The 15,441-nt window shown below is 49.8% G+C and carries 13 protein-coding genes and 1 pseudogene; 7 read left to right on the forward strand and 7 right to left on the reverse strand.

What is annotated here, in order from left to right; translation table 11 throughout:
• Positions 1 to 64 precede the first annotated feature (64 nt).
• Positions 65 to 2,737 carry a type IV secretion system DNA-binding domain-containing protein gene (locus HB679_RS18885; protein WP_214073574.1) on the reverse strand — a complete coding sequence of 891 codons (2,673 nt, stop codon included), beginning with the start codon at positions 2,735 to 2,737 and terminating at the stop codon, positions 65 to 67.
• Between the two features lie 275 nt (positions 2,738 to 3,012).
• The gene (locus tag HB679_RS18890) at positions 3,013 to 3,483 is read right to left on the reverse strand and encodes a hypothetical protein (RefSeq protein ID WP_214073575.1); all 471 of its coding nucleotides are present in this window, start codon (positions 3,481 to 3,483) and stop codon (positions 3,013 to 3,015) included.
• 123 nt (positions 3,484 to 3,606) lie between these two features.
• On the opposite strand from HB679_RS18890, the gene HB679_RS18895 reads away from it, so the two are divergent.
• Complete coding sequence (locus HB679_RS18895) at positions 3,607 to 3,888, forward strand: hypothetical protein (protein WP_214073576.1); 282 nt, start codon at positions 3,607 to 3,609, stop codon at positions 3,886 to 3,888.
• Positions 3,889 to 4,389: 501 nt separating this feature from the next.
• Here HB679_RS18895 and HB679_RS18900 read toward each other — a convergent pair.
• The gene (locus HB679_RS18900; RefSeq protein WP_214073577.1) at positions 4,390 to 5,082 is read right to left on the reverse strand and encodes a class I SAM-dependent methyltransferase; all 693 of its coding nucleotides are present in this window, start codon (positions 5,080 to 5,082) and stop codon (positions 4,390 to 4,392) included.
• 114 nt (positions 5,083 to 5,196) lie between these two features.
• Here HB679_RS18900 and HB679_RS18905 point away from each other — a divergent pair, with 114 nt between their 5' ends.
• Positions 5,197 to 5,550: a hypothetical protein gene (locus HB679_RS18905; protein WP_214073578.1), complete on the forward strand. Its 354-nt coding sequence runs from the start codon at positions 5,197 to 5,199 to the stop codon at positions 5,548 to 5,550.
• Here the strand turns inward: HB679_RS18905 and HB679_RS18910 are convergent.
• The gene (locus HB679_RS18910) at positions 5,547 to 6,770 is read right to left on the reverse strand and encodes a TraM recognition domain-containing protein (protein ID WP_214073579.1); all 1,224 of its coding nucleotides are present in this window, start codon (positions 6,768 to 6,770) and stop codon (positions 5,547 to 5,549) included. The genes HB679_RS18905 and HB679_RS18910 overlap by 4 nt on opposite strands.
• 311 nt (positions 6,771 to 7,081) lie before the next feature.
• On the opposite strand from HB679_RS18910, the gene HB679_RS18915 reads away from it, so the two are divergent.
• Positions 7,082 to 8,668: a recombinase family protein gene (locus HB679_RS18915; RefSeq protein ID WP_346345162.1), complete on the forward strand. Its 1,587-nt coding sequence runs from the start codon at positions 7,082 to 7,084 to the stop codon at positions 8,666 to 8,668.
• 59 nt (positions 8,669 to 8,727) lie between these two features.
• Here HB679_RS18915 and HB679_RS18920 read toward each other — a convergent pair whose 3' ends face one another.
• Both HB679_RS18920 and HB679_RS18925 read right to left on the reverse strand, forming a co-directional pair.
• Positions 8,728 to 9,642 (reverse strand): toll/interleukin-1 receptor domain-containing protein, encoded by a 915-nt coding sequence (locus HB679_RS18920; RefSeq protein WP_214073581.1) that lies wholly within the window; start codon positions 9,640 to 9,642, stop codon positions 8,728 to 8,730.
• A 34-nt stretch (positions 9,643 to 9,676) separates the two neighbouring features.
• Positions 9,677 to 10,558, reverse strand: coding sequence for a hypothetical protein (locus HB679_RS18925; RefSeq protein WP_214073582.1), 882 nt, complete (start codon positions 10,556 to 10,558; stop codon positions 9,677 to 9,679).
• Positions 10,559 to 11,149: 591 nt separating this feature from the next.
• Here HB679_RS18925 and HB679_RS18935 point away from each other — a divergent pair.
• From HB679_RS18935 to HB679_RS18945, 3 genes are all read left to right on the forward strand, one after another.
• The gene (locus tag HB679_RS18935; protein ID WP_214073584.1) at positions 11,150 to 11,410 is read left to right on the forward strand and encodes a hypothetical protein; all 261 of its coding nucleotides are present in this window, start codon (positions 11,150 to 11,152) and stop codon (positions 11,408 to 11,410) included.
• The gene (locus tag HB679_RS18940) at positions 11,388 to 11,846 is read left to right on the forward strand and encodes a hypothetical protein (RefSeq protein ID WP_214073585.1); all 459 of its coding nucleotides are present in this window, start codon (positions 11,388 to 11,390) and stop codon (positions 11,844 to 11,846) included. The genes HB679_RS18935 and HB679_RS18940 overlap by 23 nt, the downstream gene beginning before the upstream one ends.
• Positions 11,847 to 11,983: 137 nt before the next feature.
• On the forward strand, positions 11,984 to 13,462 hold the full coding sequence (locus HB679_RS18945; protein ID WP_214073586.1) for a recombinase family protein: 1,479 nt from the start codon (positions 11,984 to 11,986) through the stop codon (positions 13,460 to 13,462).
• On the opposite strand, the pseudogene HB679_RS18950 reads toward HB679_RS18945, so the two are convergent.
• Positions 13,449 to 14,504: pseudogene (locus tag HB679_RS18950) on the reverse strand (YifB family Mg chelatase-like AAA ATPase); the annotation flags it as partial. The gene HB679_RS18945 and the pseudogene HB679_RS18950 sit on opposite strands and share 14 nt — an antisense overlap.
• A gap of 163 nt (positions 14,505 to 14,667) precedes the next feature.
• Here HB679_RS18950 and HB679_RS18955 point away from each other — a divergent pair.
• Entirely contained in the window at positions 14,668 to 15,417 is a 750-nt protein-coding gene (locus HB679_RS18955) for a glucose 1-dehydrogenase (RefSeq protein WP_214073587.1), read from the forward strand.
• The last annotated feature ends 24 nt before the right edge of the window (positions 15,418 to 15,441 follow it).

Raw genomic sequence — 15,441 nt, forward strand, 5'->3', positions numbered from 1 at the left:
TCATTATCCCGCGTTGCCTTGCCATGCATGCGCTCTGGTATTTATGGATTCTGTCGAGAATGTCTCAGACGCCAGGAGCCTGTTTTCTTACAATTCTTTTTATGATCTCAGCCTTTATGGAGTCCTGGGTCGCGCTGTCGTACTTTACCTTTATTCTGTACCCCTTCATAGTTTTATCTTCGGAATACCTATCCGCCGAGTCGGCGAATAATAAGGATATCCGTTCCGGCGCAATTAAAAGGACCTTCTCCCTTTGCTCAGCTGAGAGAGATTGGTTGACCTTTTTTTCTATCTGAAGCAGCTTCTGTGGCTTGGGCGAACAGACGACAATCCTGGCATGGCCCGCGGCCAGGCACTTTCTAATGTTATGCAGCTCCCACTCTGCACCCGTGGATACGGACACCTCCACGGCTATCGTTTCGGTTCCTTTCTGCAACAGGACATCTATCTGCCCCAAGCCGTCCTCGGTAGGGACTTCCAAGTTGGCCTTGTAACCGTGCTGTTCCGCCATTGCCTTTATGAGGTTTTGCAGATATCGATGCTCCCGCATCTCGCTCCTATTGGGCCTTTCGGTCTCAGCGGACGAAGCATATTTGTCGGGGGCGCTTTCGCTGGGCAAATCGTGTCTCGCTATCGCTGGCGGAGATTGTGACGTTGGCTCCTGATCTGAAGCGCTATCAGCCGCGGGCGATACTTGAACGCTATAGCGATCGCGGGAGTGCTCGATGCACGCGGCTTTTTGTCCCGCGTCTTCGCTCGCCTGCACGATGCTCAGGTTAAAGTCCGCGTCCGCGGTGTTCACCCTCGCCACCGCCTCGCCAACCCCGAGGTTTTGCAGGTCGTCGGCATTAAACCCGCCGAAGCCCTCCTGCATCCGCCGGGCGTCGGTGTCCGAGAGACGAAAGCAGATGCGGGTACCCGCGTTTGACATCAGCGCGCTGGCGATATCGCTGTCGTTGCGCTGCACCTGCTGCATGTCCTGGTGCGCCAGCACCAGGCCCAGGCCGAACTTGCGCCCGCCGCTGAGGATATGGCCCATGCTCTCTGTAACGAAGTTGTGGAACTCGTCTATGTAGCAAAAGAAGGGGACGCGGTCCCGCGCGGATTGCTGCTGTCTTGCCATCGCGCACTGCTGCAATTTAGCGACGATGCATGCGCCGAGCAGGTAACTGTTTTCAGCGCCCATCAGTCCCTGCGAGAGCTTCACGAGGACGATCTTGCTGGAGTCCATCAGGGAGCCGAAGTCCAGGCCCCGATGCTGGCAGATCATGTTGCGGATCGCCCTGGGGCGCAGAAAGCTGTCAAGGCGGGTCAGGATCGAGCCGATGGACGCCGACTTTATCAGGGGATATTCGGTCTGCCAGTAATATTTGATGTCCGCGTCGGTGCAGGTGGCGAGCTTTAGGCTGCGGTAGGCGGGCTCTACCAGGAAGCGGCGAAGCTCGCCCAGATGTCCCGGCGTAGAGTTGTACAGAAACGCCATAACGGCGTTGGCAAGTATCGAGTTTAGGTTGTCGCCCCAGGAAGTGTTGAACCTTCTGAAGAGCGACACGAGGTCGCTGGCGAGCAGTTCTCGCTCCGCGTCGCTGTGGGCGGAAAGGATGTTGAAGCCGACTGGGTATCCGGCGTCCGAAGGGTCGATAAGGACGACGTCCTGCACGCGCCCGGCAGGGATGGAATCCAGAACGAGGTCGATGAGGTCCCCGTGGGGATCGAGGCAGCAGAGCCCCATGCCGTTCCGTATGTCTTGGAGCATGAGAGAATGCAGCAGCGTGGACTTGCCCACGCCGCTGCCTCCCAGGATGTGCACGTGCTTCGTGCGCTGCATCACGCCTATGCCGACCGCGGCAGAGCGCCCCTGGTGCTCGTTGATTCCCAGGACGTAGCTTTCGTCGCTTAGGTGCTCAGGCGCGCCTTTCGTGGCGCGCCCGTTTGCAAGCAGCCTTGAAAGGCTGGCGCTCGGCAGGTGCGCGAAGGCGGCAAGTTCCCTTACGTTCAGGATCATTCCCAGCCGGCGGGTTTGCCGGCCTGCGATGTCCCTTAGGCGCAGTTCGAGGCTGTAGTCGTGGTTGGGCAGCGCCAGCAGGGAGTTCGCTGGCGAGATTGATGCCAGCACGATGCAGCGCACGCCGTGCTCCGCCAGGTGTTGCGCCGCCTGGCCCGTCTCCGCTATGGTAAGCACCCGCAGACTTGCGCCGACGAGAGGCAGCGCGGTCTTTTCCTGCGCGAGCCTGGGCATTTCCGGCGCGTTATAGAAGAACGACCCGTCGCCCCGGTTGTCGGTCACGGAATTGTTGATGCTTTCCGCCCAGGCGTGACGCAGGCCGCAGAAAAGCGCCTGCACGACGACGGCCTCCCGCTCCCGCAGTTGCGAGATGACTCCGAACAGGGGAGTATAGGGGTCTTGTCCCTTGCCTTCGAATCCGGCCATCGGGCGCGTGAACTCCTCGCTAAGCCCGAAGTCCGAGGCGCAAAATCCGCCTCCTCCCTTCATGAGCGCGGCGAGCATGTCGTCCCGAACTTCCGAAACAGCGCATTCTGGCAGATAGGCTTCCAACTGCGCCCTGAGCCAGTACGCGCCGCCCGAATTGCAGGCGAACTGCAGCGTCACTAGAGCGCTCGTAGCGATAAGCTCGAAGCTGATCGTCTGCCTGCCCGACGCCAGCATAGCAAGCAGACGCTCAATGGAGGCAGCGTTTGCCGAATACGTTTTCGGGATGGAAACCGCAAAAATCACGTTATCCCCCGTGATCGCTGCTTTCGTACGCCAAAGGTTGCGGCGGATCGGGGATGGTTGGCGAGCTATCGGTTGCGGCAGTCGTTGCACCGGGCATCAGCCTGTGCCACCAGCTTGGCCGTATCCCGTCATCGATTATCGGGCCCGGCACGAAGTGTCCGAAGAACGGCTCGAAGGCCGGTTCCAGGTCTACAGGCGACTCGAAGAGGTGCCAGCCCCTGCCACGCTGCTCCCACTGGTAGAACTGCTCGGTAAGTGCCTTGCGGTATTCCATGCTACGACAGGTGCTGTTGCGCCAGCGGCGCTGTTGGTCGGATGCCGTGCGTCGGCTGCACGGTAGCGGAGAGTTCGGTGATGATGTCGTTCACGCTGTTCTGGAACATCAGGCGCGTGTCCTTCCTGAACATGGTCTTTTCCTTGTCCTCGAAAAGCGCGCTCATAATCCTGCTTACGAAAAGCCATTCCAGGAAGCCGGAGCGCTCGTACTGGAACCACCACGTGATGAAGAAGCTCCTGCCGAACGGGGCGGCGCAGACGTAGTACACGTAGCTGCGGTAGCAGATGACGAGATATTCGCGCTTTACGCTGAAGATGCCGGAGGTGGACAGGTTCGCACGGTAGACCTGCACGTCCGCGGGATACTCGTATGACTTTATCCTTTCCTCGAGCTTCTTGTAGAACTCCTTGGTTGAGAGCTGGAGGTCGGCAAAGTGCCGGTAGGTGTGGTTGAGAGTTGTTGTCGACATTTTGAAGGTTTTTGGTTGTTGCTTGATATAAAGCTACTTACAACAATTTAAAATTCCAAATGCTTGTTTTTTACAACCTGCATCTCTAACTTTAATTAAGTTTTAACCTAAGCCGTCATTCGCATGGACCCTTTTTACCAACAGCCCTATTCGTTCCCGCACCTGCACTGGAACTGGAATCTTCTCGAACTCATGATGACTCACCCGATACTGGGCCTAATACTGGGCGTGCTGCTTCTTCGCGGCGTGTTCCGCTGGTTCTTGGGCATAAAGAGGCTGAGCAGCAAGCAGGATCGATATATGGAACTGCTCGAGGAGCACAACGCCCTGCTGAGGAGGCAAAACGACATGCTGTCGCGGCACGACAGCGTGCTCGGCAAGCTCGGCGAAAAGTACCTTTCCTAACGGCGCACGATATCCCCAACATGACGGCGCAGCCGGCGTGCTGGGGATTCGGCGCAACGCCTCGCAGCGCGAGCCGTAAAGAGGCGGCGCAGAGCAACGGAGCCGACTGCGAGCTGAGGGAAACGTCCTTGCAGGGGCAGCGGAGCGACTGCAAGGTATGTCTTACACAAGCAGGACAAGTCAGTGTGCGCCGTGGGGGCTGCTGGCGCGCGGAGTGGCGCATACTACTTGGCCAGCGCAGCGTTTCCCGATTGAGCAGGCGAGCCTAACACGAAACCTGCTTGGGTTTTCAGGAGCGCGCAAAGCAAGCGCTGAAAAGACAAAGGCAAGGTTTATGAAACGAGCGCAATCGCGATGAAAAATCATGACAGGAAAAAAGCATCGGCGCTTGTGGCACTGACTGAATAGTGGGTGCCACAAGCGTCCATGCCCTGGCGTTATTTTTTATGTGATTGCGGTGAGTGAAATACCTTTTTTCCTCCTATGAACTAGAAAAAGGTACTAATTGTTATGCTTTTTTAATATTAGGACGTTATGTTTATGATAGATTTTATAGGTTAGATTTGTTCTATAACGCTTTTCTAAAATAGATGTCAATTTACATTTTTGCTTTTTATTGCATTTTAATGAACTCAAAACCGAATTATATATATCGTTTTTACAAGTTGAACTTTCTATGCTGGTTATTGTTTTATATTGCAATTTCCCAAATAACTCTAATATTTTAATGAGTTCGATATATTTTTCATTTTCAAACGCTTGTAGTTTGGTCTCGAAAATTTCAGATTTGATATTACGAAGACTATCTGTAACGCCCTTGAAAGTAATGATAATTAGATATCCATTTTCGCTAACCAAATCCCACGCCTGTTTAATAAAATTATGGTATTTGTGTTTGTTTTCTGGGATCGAATGAGATAACAAGACCAACGTCCACTTTTTTTTAATAGAACATGGGAATGTTTTGTTGATAACTGGTATATCAACTGATCGTAAGCTTTCTGCTTTTCTTTTATCTTTTTCAACTGCTAAGTATGAACGAACAGATTCCTTAAACGCGAGTGCTGTAGCTGAACTACCTGCACCGATATCAAGCATAGTATCAATATTTTTAGTTTCAAGAAATTTGGAAATAAAGCCCTTTATAATGACTTTTTGATTGTTTCTATAATTTTCGGAAACAATAACCTTCACTAAGAATATTATATCATTGATTTTATGAAAGTCAAAATGGTTAATTAATTATTTTTTATGGCTCTTTGAAATGATAATCGATATTTTTATATTAGTTAATAAATTGAAAATCAAATGGAAGCACAGGTTTTATCCAAGCGACTGGTTGACATCGGAGATGTTGAACCATTGAATGAAAATGACTTACCGGTTATGGGTGAGATTTATGACGTTTTAAGAAGGCATAATGCTTTGCAAAGGTTTGGGGTAACGTTGTTACATGAACATTTTGAGGTCGCGGACGACGAAGTACTTATAGAAATGACTGACAGAAAAACAAGAATTCAAACAATCACGCCCGTTGATAAAAATAGTCCCCTGCTGGTAGATGCTATAGAAACTTGTTGGAGATTAGATACAGGTTTTCCTGTACAAGCATGTAGTTGTGTTAAATATGGGGACGACCACTCACATCAAAGTAGAGGCTAGCTTTCATTACTCTCTATGTCTATTATTTTAGCACTAAACGGTTTACTGCTTAATCCATCAATTAGTAGTTTTATATAAACTGCAAATCGTCCCTGGCAAACAAAATCACTTTGTTTAAAAACGGGATAAAACTCCTGTTCCATTATTTTTCCGTCGCTTGCACTGAGGCGAAACGCAATCACTGTTCCTGCATTTCCGAGTATCGCGCTACATACATCCTCGGATAATTGCTCTAAATACTGGTGTGCTAAAAACAAAGAGACGTGGTATTTTCGCACCTCAGATAACATATTGGCAAAAGATGTTGTTATAAAGCTATGGCACTCATCTATATATACCATAAAAGGCTTACGTTGGTCTGGTGAAAACCTTGCTCTCCGCATTGCCGCCGCCTGTATTGCGGTAGTCAAAAGACTTCCCAATATTTGCGACACATCTTCCCCGATTAATCCTTTGCTCAAGTTACAGACAAGAATTTTGCTTTCATTCATTATTTTGTCCATGTCTAACGTTTCCTGCTGTCCAACTATCTCGCGCAACACTGTGTTCGATTGGAACACCCCCGCTTTGTTGAGAATCGGCATGATTACGTCGGTCCTCAGCGTCGGCGAATACCTATCGTATTCGTTATGCCAGAAAGAGAGAATTGCGGCATCTTCCGTGTAATGCAGTATCAGGTTCCTGTACTGCGGGTCTAGCAGCAGCGGAGTTATGTCTAGCAGCGTGGCTGTCGGATAGTCCAGCAGCGTTAGAATGCAGTATTTCAATACGTACTCGAGACGTACGCCCCAGCTGTCGCTCCATATCTTCTTGAACGACATGACTATTTCCGATGCTATGACGTGTCGTTGCTCTTTTGGCACGTCGTGCAGCGGGTTAAAGCCCGTGCGGTGGGCTGGCTCGGTTGCATCGAAGTAGATGATATCCTTCTTTCGGTGTTCTGGAATCTCCTCGAGGAGCTTCAGGCATGCGTCGCCGTGCGGCTCTATAAGACATACTCCGTAGTTCTTGTATATGTCGTCAATCGCCATGTTAAGCAATAGGGTCGTTTTACCAACCCCTGTCTTTCCGAGCACGTAAATGTGGCTATATCGGTCTTGCAGCTTGATGCCGAACAGTTGGTTTGCGTTTCGCCAGTTGGTGTAGCCTATGGGGGTGAATGGTTTTGAATGGTCATGCACTAAGGCATGATAGAAAAAATACTGCTGGTAAGGTAGCAATGTAAAAAGGTGGATTTATACGGCCTGTGCTTCACTACCAAAAGTTGCCTTCGAAGACCATACTGTTTGTATTCCTCAAAAAGATTATGCTATGCTGAATCCGCTAGACAACAGACAAAAGAACAACGTACCAAAAGCGGAGCCTTGCTGTCTGTTGTCTAGCAACACAGACGTTGTGCAGGGTTCCGCTTTTGGTTTTCCGGAGGTGGAGCGGTCGGTCGAGGAACAGATTGACCTATTGGCGCAGATAATTGTAACGGCTTATTTCTACAGAAAGCGAAACACAAACTAACGCCGCGAAGCGCGCCGTCATATACTGCCGGGTATCCACCAGGGAGCAGGTTGACGAGGGAAACTCTCTTGTATCGCAGGAGCGTATTTGCCGCGAGTACGCGGAACAGGAAGGATATGACATAGCTGAAATATTCATCGAAAAGGGAGAGAGCGCCAAAACGGCGGATAGAAAACAGCTGCAACAGATGCTCGCCTTCTGCGAAAGCAGGAAGAACGGAATTAATGCGGTGATAGCCTACAAGGTTGACCGCATTAGCAGAAACATCGCAGATTATAGCCACATCAAGGTACGACTAAAGAGGAGAGACATACAAATCAAGTCAGTAACTGAGTACTTTGAGGACACCCCTGCCGGCCGCTTTATGGAGAACATAATCGCTAACGTCAGCCAGTTCGACAACGAGGTGCGAACCGAGCGGTCTGTGGGCGGCATGAAGGAAGCGGTACAGGAAGGGCGCTACGTATGGAAGGCGCCTATTGGTTATGAAAATATAAGGATAGACAAGGCCACGATAGCGCCAAGCCATGCCGCGCCGCTCGTTCTCGAAGCGTTTGAAATGATCGCGGAGCGACTGTATTCGACGGAAGTGGTTCGATTACTTATGGCCGAAAAGGGGCTGGCTGACAGAATCGGCAACCCGATCAACCACGCGTATTTTTACCGATTGCTGCGAAATCCATTATATAAGGGGGTAATCGAGAAATTCGGCATGACGGTGCAGGGGACCTTCGAAGCCATTTTGCCCGTCGATCTTTTTGAAACGGTGCAGGGCATATTGAAAGGTAAGAAAAACAAAACGCGGCATTATTTGAAGGAAAACCCGGACTTTCCTCTTCGCCGATTCATAAAGCACGAGACCGGCAAGCTGCTGGTAGGCTATTGGTCAAAAGGAAAGACGAAACGCTATCCATATTACTCGTTCGGACTACCAAACACGACCATAAGGAAAGAAGCCTTGGAACAAAAGTTTTTAGACCTGTTGCAAACTCTGGCTTTTGACACTGCCCACATAAATTTGCTCCGGGAAGCGCTGGAGAAGCATTTCGGATTGCAGGAAAATAATAGCGCGTTGGCCGCGGTGGCGATCAAAAAAAGGATTGAAGAAATAAACACGCAGATAGATAAGTTCCTAAATTTAATCGGCAGCACCACGATAAAGGAGGACACGTTAACCCTAAGAATAAAACACCTGGAAGCTGAACTGGACGAATTAAAGACCCAATTGTATGTCGGCAAAGCGAATGAAGTAAGCATTGCTGAACTAATGCGAGATGCCGTTGAAATATTGAAAGCGCCTCATGTATTTTGGCAGTCCGGCACTTTGGAAATAAGGAAACTCTTTCAAGAGTTCGTTTTTACCAAGGGTGTATTATGGGATGGCAATATTTTACGAACACCGAAAATAGCCAGTGTTTTTAAAGTAAAAGAGGTGTTTGACGATGGTAAATCGTCTAGAGTGGACTCTGGGCTCCCAGAAAAAAACACCCTGTCAACCGATACATTTACTTTACTGTATGATGACCTCTTGGAAAACAGAGGGTTTTGGGAGGCGGTAAGGGGCGATTTAATAAGGGTTAGGCAAATAACTAAGAAACAAGCCTGAAAACAACACGGATACATGTCCACAGTGCGTGTAGTTTCAAGAGTTAATCAGGGCGTCATTTATAAGCCAGTTAATACTTCATAAGAGAATGTTACGTGCGGTGGAATATATTCGGTAGAGTTAACTTCGCTCTGCACTTCATCAATGGTGATTATGCAAAGTAGGCCATGGGTGTTCATTAGAACAACGCTTTGACCGACGACAGGCTCGGCAGCACGAGCCGGTGTTAAGAATGAATCAACGGCTTGTCGATCATAATTCGGTATTGTGATTAAGCCCAAGGCTTTAAGTTCGTTATCAAAGTAAACGTAAATGCTATTATGACTACGCTCAGCGAATTTAATTTTAAACTCAAACTCGCCTTGACCTACAGTAAAATACCTTTGATTTTTATGTTGAAACGTGATGCGCCCATTTAGGGCCGGGTTCGCGTAATTCGCGGGATTACGCAGGGCATCGGCGCGTTCGATTCTTGTCGCTCGCTTGCGAATTTCTGCCAACGTCACTGCATTTGCCTTATTGGCTGGCAAGCCTTCAACCCACCGCCAAACAGCGTCAACTTGCGCTGCTCCTGCAAACTCGTTTTTTTCGGGACGGGCGTTAAAGTTGAAGCCTTTGGGATTATGGCCTATGAGCCAAGCGGGCAACTTGTTTTCAGGATTTCGGACAAAGACTACTGACAGCCAATTAGCGGGTTTATTGCTGAAGACACCACCAATCCATTTATTCTCAATGCCAACCCCTGAATCTGGCATATCGTTCGCACGGGAGACGTAATTCTCGTCTATAATTAATAAAACATGAGAAGAGTCTGTTATCTCCTGCATAAAACCGCTGAGGCTGGAACCGTAGTCTACCGTTTCGTCAATCTTCACGTTATAACCAATCAGGTGGAGTTGGCTTGCAAACAGCCGAACCCATTCGCGATGTTCGGTTGATGTCCATGCGTAGGAGATAAATAAGTCTGCGGCCATAGGTACTTACATATTACTGAAAAACCAATTTGTATTACTCTTTATTAGGAGAAGATTTTGATAATAAGTTTTGATAAAAAGCGTCCACGCTATCAAAGTCGATAATCATGCTGTCTATCGCGATTAGGCATTCGCCAACCTTATTGCCAAGTTCGCCAAAAATATCTATGTTCTGGTATTTTTGCGTGCCGTCTCCGACTTCTCGAGTTACGGAATAGAGCTTAGTGCCCCACTGTGGATAGACAACGGACAACAGAAGGTTTCCGCCAATTTCGTCGGGATAGGTTTCTTCGGAAACTATATTGGCCAAGACTTGAAATGGCGCGCGCCAATAAGCATGGCGCTTCGTCTTGTTTTTTTTAATCTCCAATACAACCAGTTCGCGAATCGGTTCCTTATGGCTTCCCATCAGTACGCAAGTAAACGATTTTAGATCGTTAAAGTACAAATCGATACTGTAGTCCATAACGTCTTCCTTCATTTTGGCGGTTACCTTGCCGATAAACAGCCTCCCGCTTTTGGGGCAAACGCCGCAGATTGTTATCTCGCCCGCATTGCGAATGGACATGTTGTGCATTCGCAAAATGGTTGCCGCAGACCGAAGTATACTTTCACCGTCCGGCAAAAGTCGGTTGGTAACACCGCCCCCGCCGAGATTGCCTAACACAGTATTCAGTGTCGCAAATGTGTTTACCGCCAGCATGGTGCTTCCCGCATAGGCAAAAGTTAAGGAAGAGCGGTGCAATATAGTTCCGTAGCCATTACCAGAGAGTTGCTTGCATACGACGCTCAGTTCGAATATTTTGTTACCCTGCAACGTGGCTCCTGTTTCAAAAGATATTTTTGTGTCCGAGGCTGTCCAAATGCTCGGCGTTTTAGGTGATTCGTTGTTGAACCAAGATGCAACGATAGTCATGATTTTAATTGTTTAATGAGCATTTTAAAGATAGCCATTATCATGAAGGGGAAGACAAAGATTTTTCGGGTAAACCAAATCCAATAAAAAAGGTATTACCAAAAGTTAAATCCACAAGACGTGTTTATCGACAGGTCTACTTTACTTACTACATCCGATCCCTACGGTAAAATTGTCGTATGGAAAAAGGAACTCGACCTATTCCAAATAGACTAGTGCATCACCGCCGACTGCGAGGATACAAGCAGACGGAGGTGGCTAAGTTGCTCGGGCTGTACGGCACCGTCCCGCTCCGAAGTTGGGAGAAGGGAAAATCCATGCCTTCGGGCGTCAACCTGGTAAAGCTAAGTGTACTGTATCGCACTTATCCCAACGACCTCTACCCAGACTATTTCAGGAAGGTAAAAGCCGAAATGGACACAGCGGAGCTGTGCTTCTTTGAGGGGCGATACCCTGTCCTTTAGAGGGCCTTATGTCTTTTACCGGACAAAACACAGTGTGGGTGGCTAGATATATCGAACGATAGTGCGAAAGCTATAAAAAAATCGAGCGAGCGAACGAACGATTACAATTAATAGAAAACAAATCATTATGGAGCGCGCACACTTTAACCAATTCTATACACAGGAGCAAATCAGTCTGGCCAACGAAATAGCCTACAGACTTAAAGACCAGACCTCGCTCAAGCAGTTCTTAAAATATACCAAGGAAGTACCGCACGATTACATCAGGCAGTCGCTGCAAAAGGCGTGCGACGCGCCGGACCACCTGATAGCCGTCTCCCGAGCGGCGATATTCGTGGGGAAAATTAACGACTACACGCGGCTTCATGGCGACGGTACTCGGAGTTAGCCTCGGCACGACGACGGTCGGCGTGGCGGTGCTGCAAGACGGCGAACTTGCCAACTGGGCGACCCATTCGTTTCGGGAGACGTGGTCGAAAAAGAAGGCAGAAATAATAGCCAGCCGCATCGAGAGGTACATATATCAATACGGAGCTTCGGCTGTTGTTATAAAGCTCCCACCGAAGTCGCACCACCCAGAAACCGTGCAGTCGGTTCTGGACGAGGTGACGAAGGCGTGCGAGCGCCATGGCTGCGGAATCAAGACATGTACCAAGAAGGACCTAAAGCTGTTCGTTGGTGCCAGAAACACTGCGCACATGATGCGGATCGTAATAGAGCACTTTCCAGCGCTCGTTCCCACCTACGAGAGCGCCATGAGACAGAAGAACCAATACCACGAGAAGGCGTTTCAAGCTATACTTGCCTCCTGCTTTCATCAATAATCAAAAGCCCGAAAGGGCTTTTTTGTTCGGCTGCGATGCATCTTTTTGCGCGCCTTTTGCTTTACTACAAAGGCTACAGACAATTCGCTATCTTTATATTAAACACACTATTCCTTTCACAATCAAATAGCCAACCAATGGAACCGAACAAACGAATCGGCATCTTCATCCGAGTAAGTACAGAAATGCAGGTAAAGGACGACAGTCCCGAGCACCACGAGCAGCGGGCGCGGTACTACGCCCAGGCAAAGGGCTGGGAAATAATGGAAATCTACCAGCTTGACGCGGTAAGCGGCAAGTCGGTAATGCAGCACCCAGAGACGCAGCGCATGCTGGCGGACGTAACGAGCGGCCACATTACGGGCCTGGTATTCTCCAAGCTCGCGCGGCTTGCCCGCAACACCATCGAGCTTCTCGAGTTTGCCAACGTGTTCCGCCTACACAACGCGGACCTCATATCGCTTGCGGAAAGCATCGACACCAGCAGCCCCGCGGGCCGACTGTTCTATACCATGATCGCCGCGATGGCCGAATGGGAGCGCGAGGAAATCAGCAGCCGGGTGGCCGCGTCTGTGCCCATTCGGGCAAAGCTCGGCAAGCCGCTGGGCGGGCAGGCTGCCTTCGGATACCGGTGGCAGGACAAGGAACTGGTAATCGACGAGCGGGAAGCGCCGGTAAGAAAGCTCATGTACGAGCTCTTCATGCTGCACCAGCGAAAGCTGACTACCGCAAAGGCGCTCAATGACGCGGGATACCGAACCCGCAACGGGTCGATGTTTACCGCCACCTCTGTCTCGAGGCTGCTGCGCGACAGCTCCGCCAAGGGCGAGCGCCGCGCCAACTACACGAGAAGCCTCGGTGACGGAAAGGCCTGGGAGCTGAAGCCGGAAAGCGAGTGGGTCGTAATGCCATGCCCGCGGATAGTCAGCTCGGAACTGTGGGAAGAGGTGAACCGCCTGCTCGACATCCAGGAAAGCAGGCGCACGCCGGGACCCAAGGCGGTGTACCTGCTGTCAGGGTTCGTGAAATGCGAGTGCGGGAAAACCATGTACGTCTACCACACCTCAAAGGTGTATGCCTGCAGCAAGTGCAGGCACCGGATTTCGGTCGCCGACATGGACGAGATATTCCAAGCGTACCTGCAGGACTATCTGCGCAGCATCGACGTGGCAGGGTACGCCGCCGAGGCCGGCGGCGTAATACAGGAAAAAAAGGAGCTGCTCGAAAGCACAAAAAGGGAGCGAACCCGGCTGAAACGGCAAATGGACGCGTGGCTGGACCTGCGCGTCGAGGGCGAACTGTCCAAGGAACAGTTTGCGGAAAGAAACCGGCCCGCCGAGGAGCGGCTGCAGCAACTGGACAGGCAGCTTCCGTTATTGGAGGCGGAGATAGATGTCCGCACCGTTCAGCTCATGTCCGGCGACAGCGTCATACGAGAGCTGCGGACGCTTTACGAGCGGTGGCAGCACCTGGAGTTCGAGCAAAAGCGCGGCATCGTCGAGACGGTGGTAAGTGGCATCCAGGTCGGCAGGGAGGACATCACGATCACGCTCGCGTACGTCCCCCAGCTTCCTGAAAACGCGAAGAAAAGTTCTCACAGCAACAGGGGTTCATAGAGGCTACCAGCATAAAGCTGCTGGGATAATCGACCGTAAATTTGGCTCTTGAGATTGTTACCCGGCGTTCTTCCAGTGGCTGGCGCATTACTTCGAGTGCGCTGCGCTTAAACTCTGGCAACTCATCCAGAAATAAAACGCCATTATGCGCCAGCGAGATCTCGCCGGGCTGCGGATTGCCCCCGCCGCCAACAAGGGCGACATCTGAAATGGTATGATGCGGCGACCTGAACGGGCGTATAGTAACCAAAGCATCTGCCGCCGACAGTTTGCCCGCTACCGAATGTATCTTGGTGGTTTCTAAAGCTTCATATAAACTCAATGGCGGCAATATCGAAGGTAACCTGCGTGCCAGCATGGTTTTACCAGCCCCGGGCGGGCCAATCAGAATCACATTGTGACCACCTGCCGCAGCTATCTCTAAAGCACGTTTAATATTTTCCTGCCCTTTTACTTCGCTAAAGTCTCTGTCGTAATTATTGATACTATTATAAAATTCCTCGCGGGTGTTTATCTCTTCACGCGTTAGTTCAATGTCGCCATTAAAAAATCCGGCTACCTCTTTTATGCTCTCGACGCCATAAACCTCAAGCTCATTTACAATGGCGGCCTCGCGGGCATTTTGTTTGGGTAGGATAAAACCTTTAAAACCGTCTTTGCGGGCTTGTATAGCAATAGGCAATGCACCTTTAATGGGTTGTAGCCCGCCATCAAGCGAAAGCTCGCCCATGATGAGGTACTTGTCCAGGTTTTCTGCTTCGATTTGTCCTGACGCAGCAAGGACCGCAGTAGCAATAGTCAGATCGTATGACGAACCTTCTTTTTTGATATCAGCGGGCGCCATATTTACCACCACTTGCTGGCGCGGCATCCGGAAACCGCAATTTTTTAAAGCAGATTCGATCCGGAAATAACTCTCCTTTACGGCAACATCGGGCAGGCCCACAATAAAATACTTGGTGCCGGCGGCAATATTAACTTCAACAGTAATGGTAATGGCTTCGATGCCGTAAACGGCGCTGCCAAAGGTTTTAACTAACACTTGCAATAAGATTTATAATAGCGTAAGATATAGAATTTATTCGGAGCGAGAAATGCTGCGTCATCAAAAAGCAATGATATTTTTTATTTGGAACGATCGTTCCTTAATGGTTGTATGTTTGCGGAACGATTGTTCCAAACATAGAAAAACAATCACCAAGAACATGAAAAAATTAGAAAATAAAGTAGCGGTAGTAACAGGCGCATCAAAAGGAATAGGTGCGGGTATAGCTAAACACCTTGCAGCAGCCGGCGCAAGCGTAGTAGTAAATTATGCTTCGGCCAAAGCCGGTGCCGATAAGGTGGTTGAAGAGATCGTAGCGGCAGGTGGCAAAGCTATAGCCGTTCAGGCAAGCGTGTCAAACGAAGCCGACGTAACCCGTTTATTTGCAGAAGCAACTAAAGCTTTTGGCGCAGTTGACATTCTGGTAAATAATGCCGGTGTTTACAAATTTGGCGCTATCGAAGAAATCAACGCCGAAGATTTTCACACCCAATTTAACACTAACGTTTTAGGATTGCTTCTAGCCACTCAAGGCGCAGTAAAAAACTTTAATGCAGACGGTGGCAGCATCATTAACATTGGTTCGGCAGTAACCAATATTACGCCTCCGGGCAGTTCTGTTTATACCGGTACCAAAGGTGCGGTTGATGCAATTACCCATGTACTAGCCAAAGAGCTTGGTGTTAAAAAAATCCGCGTAAACTCTATTAACCCGGGGATGGTTGAAACAGAGGGTACGCATACCGCGGGTTTTATTGGTAGCGATTTTCACGCAGAAGCTATACGTACTGCACCGCTTGGCCGTATTGGGTTGCCTGATGATATTGCAGATGTTGCCGTATTCCTGGCATCAGACGATTCACGCTGGCTTACCGGCGAAATATTGGTAGCCAGTGGCGGTATAAGGTAATAGGGTTGTTAAAAATGAGTTAAT

The organism is Mucilaginibacter sp. dw_454, assembly GCF_018449775.1.
Lineage (GTDB): Bacteria > Bacteroidota > Bacteroidia > Sphingobacteriales > Sphingobacteriaceae > Mucilaginibacter.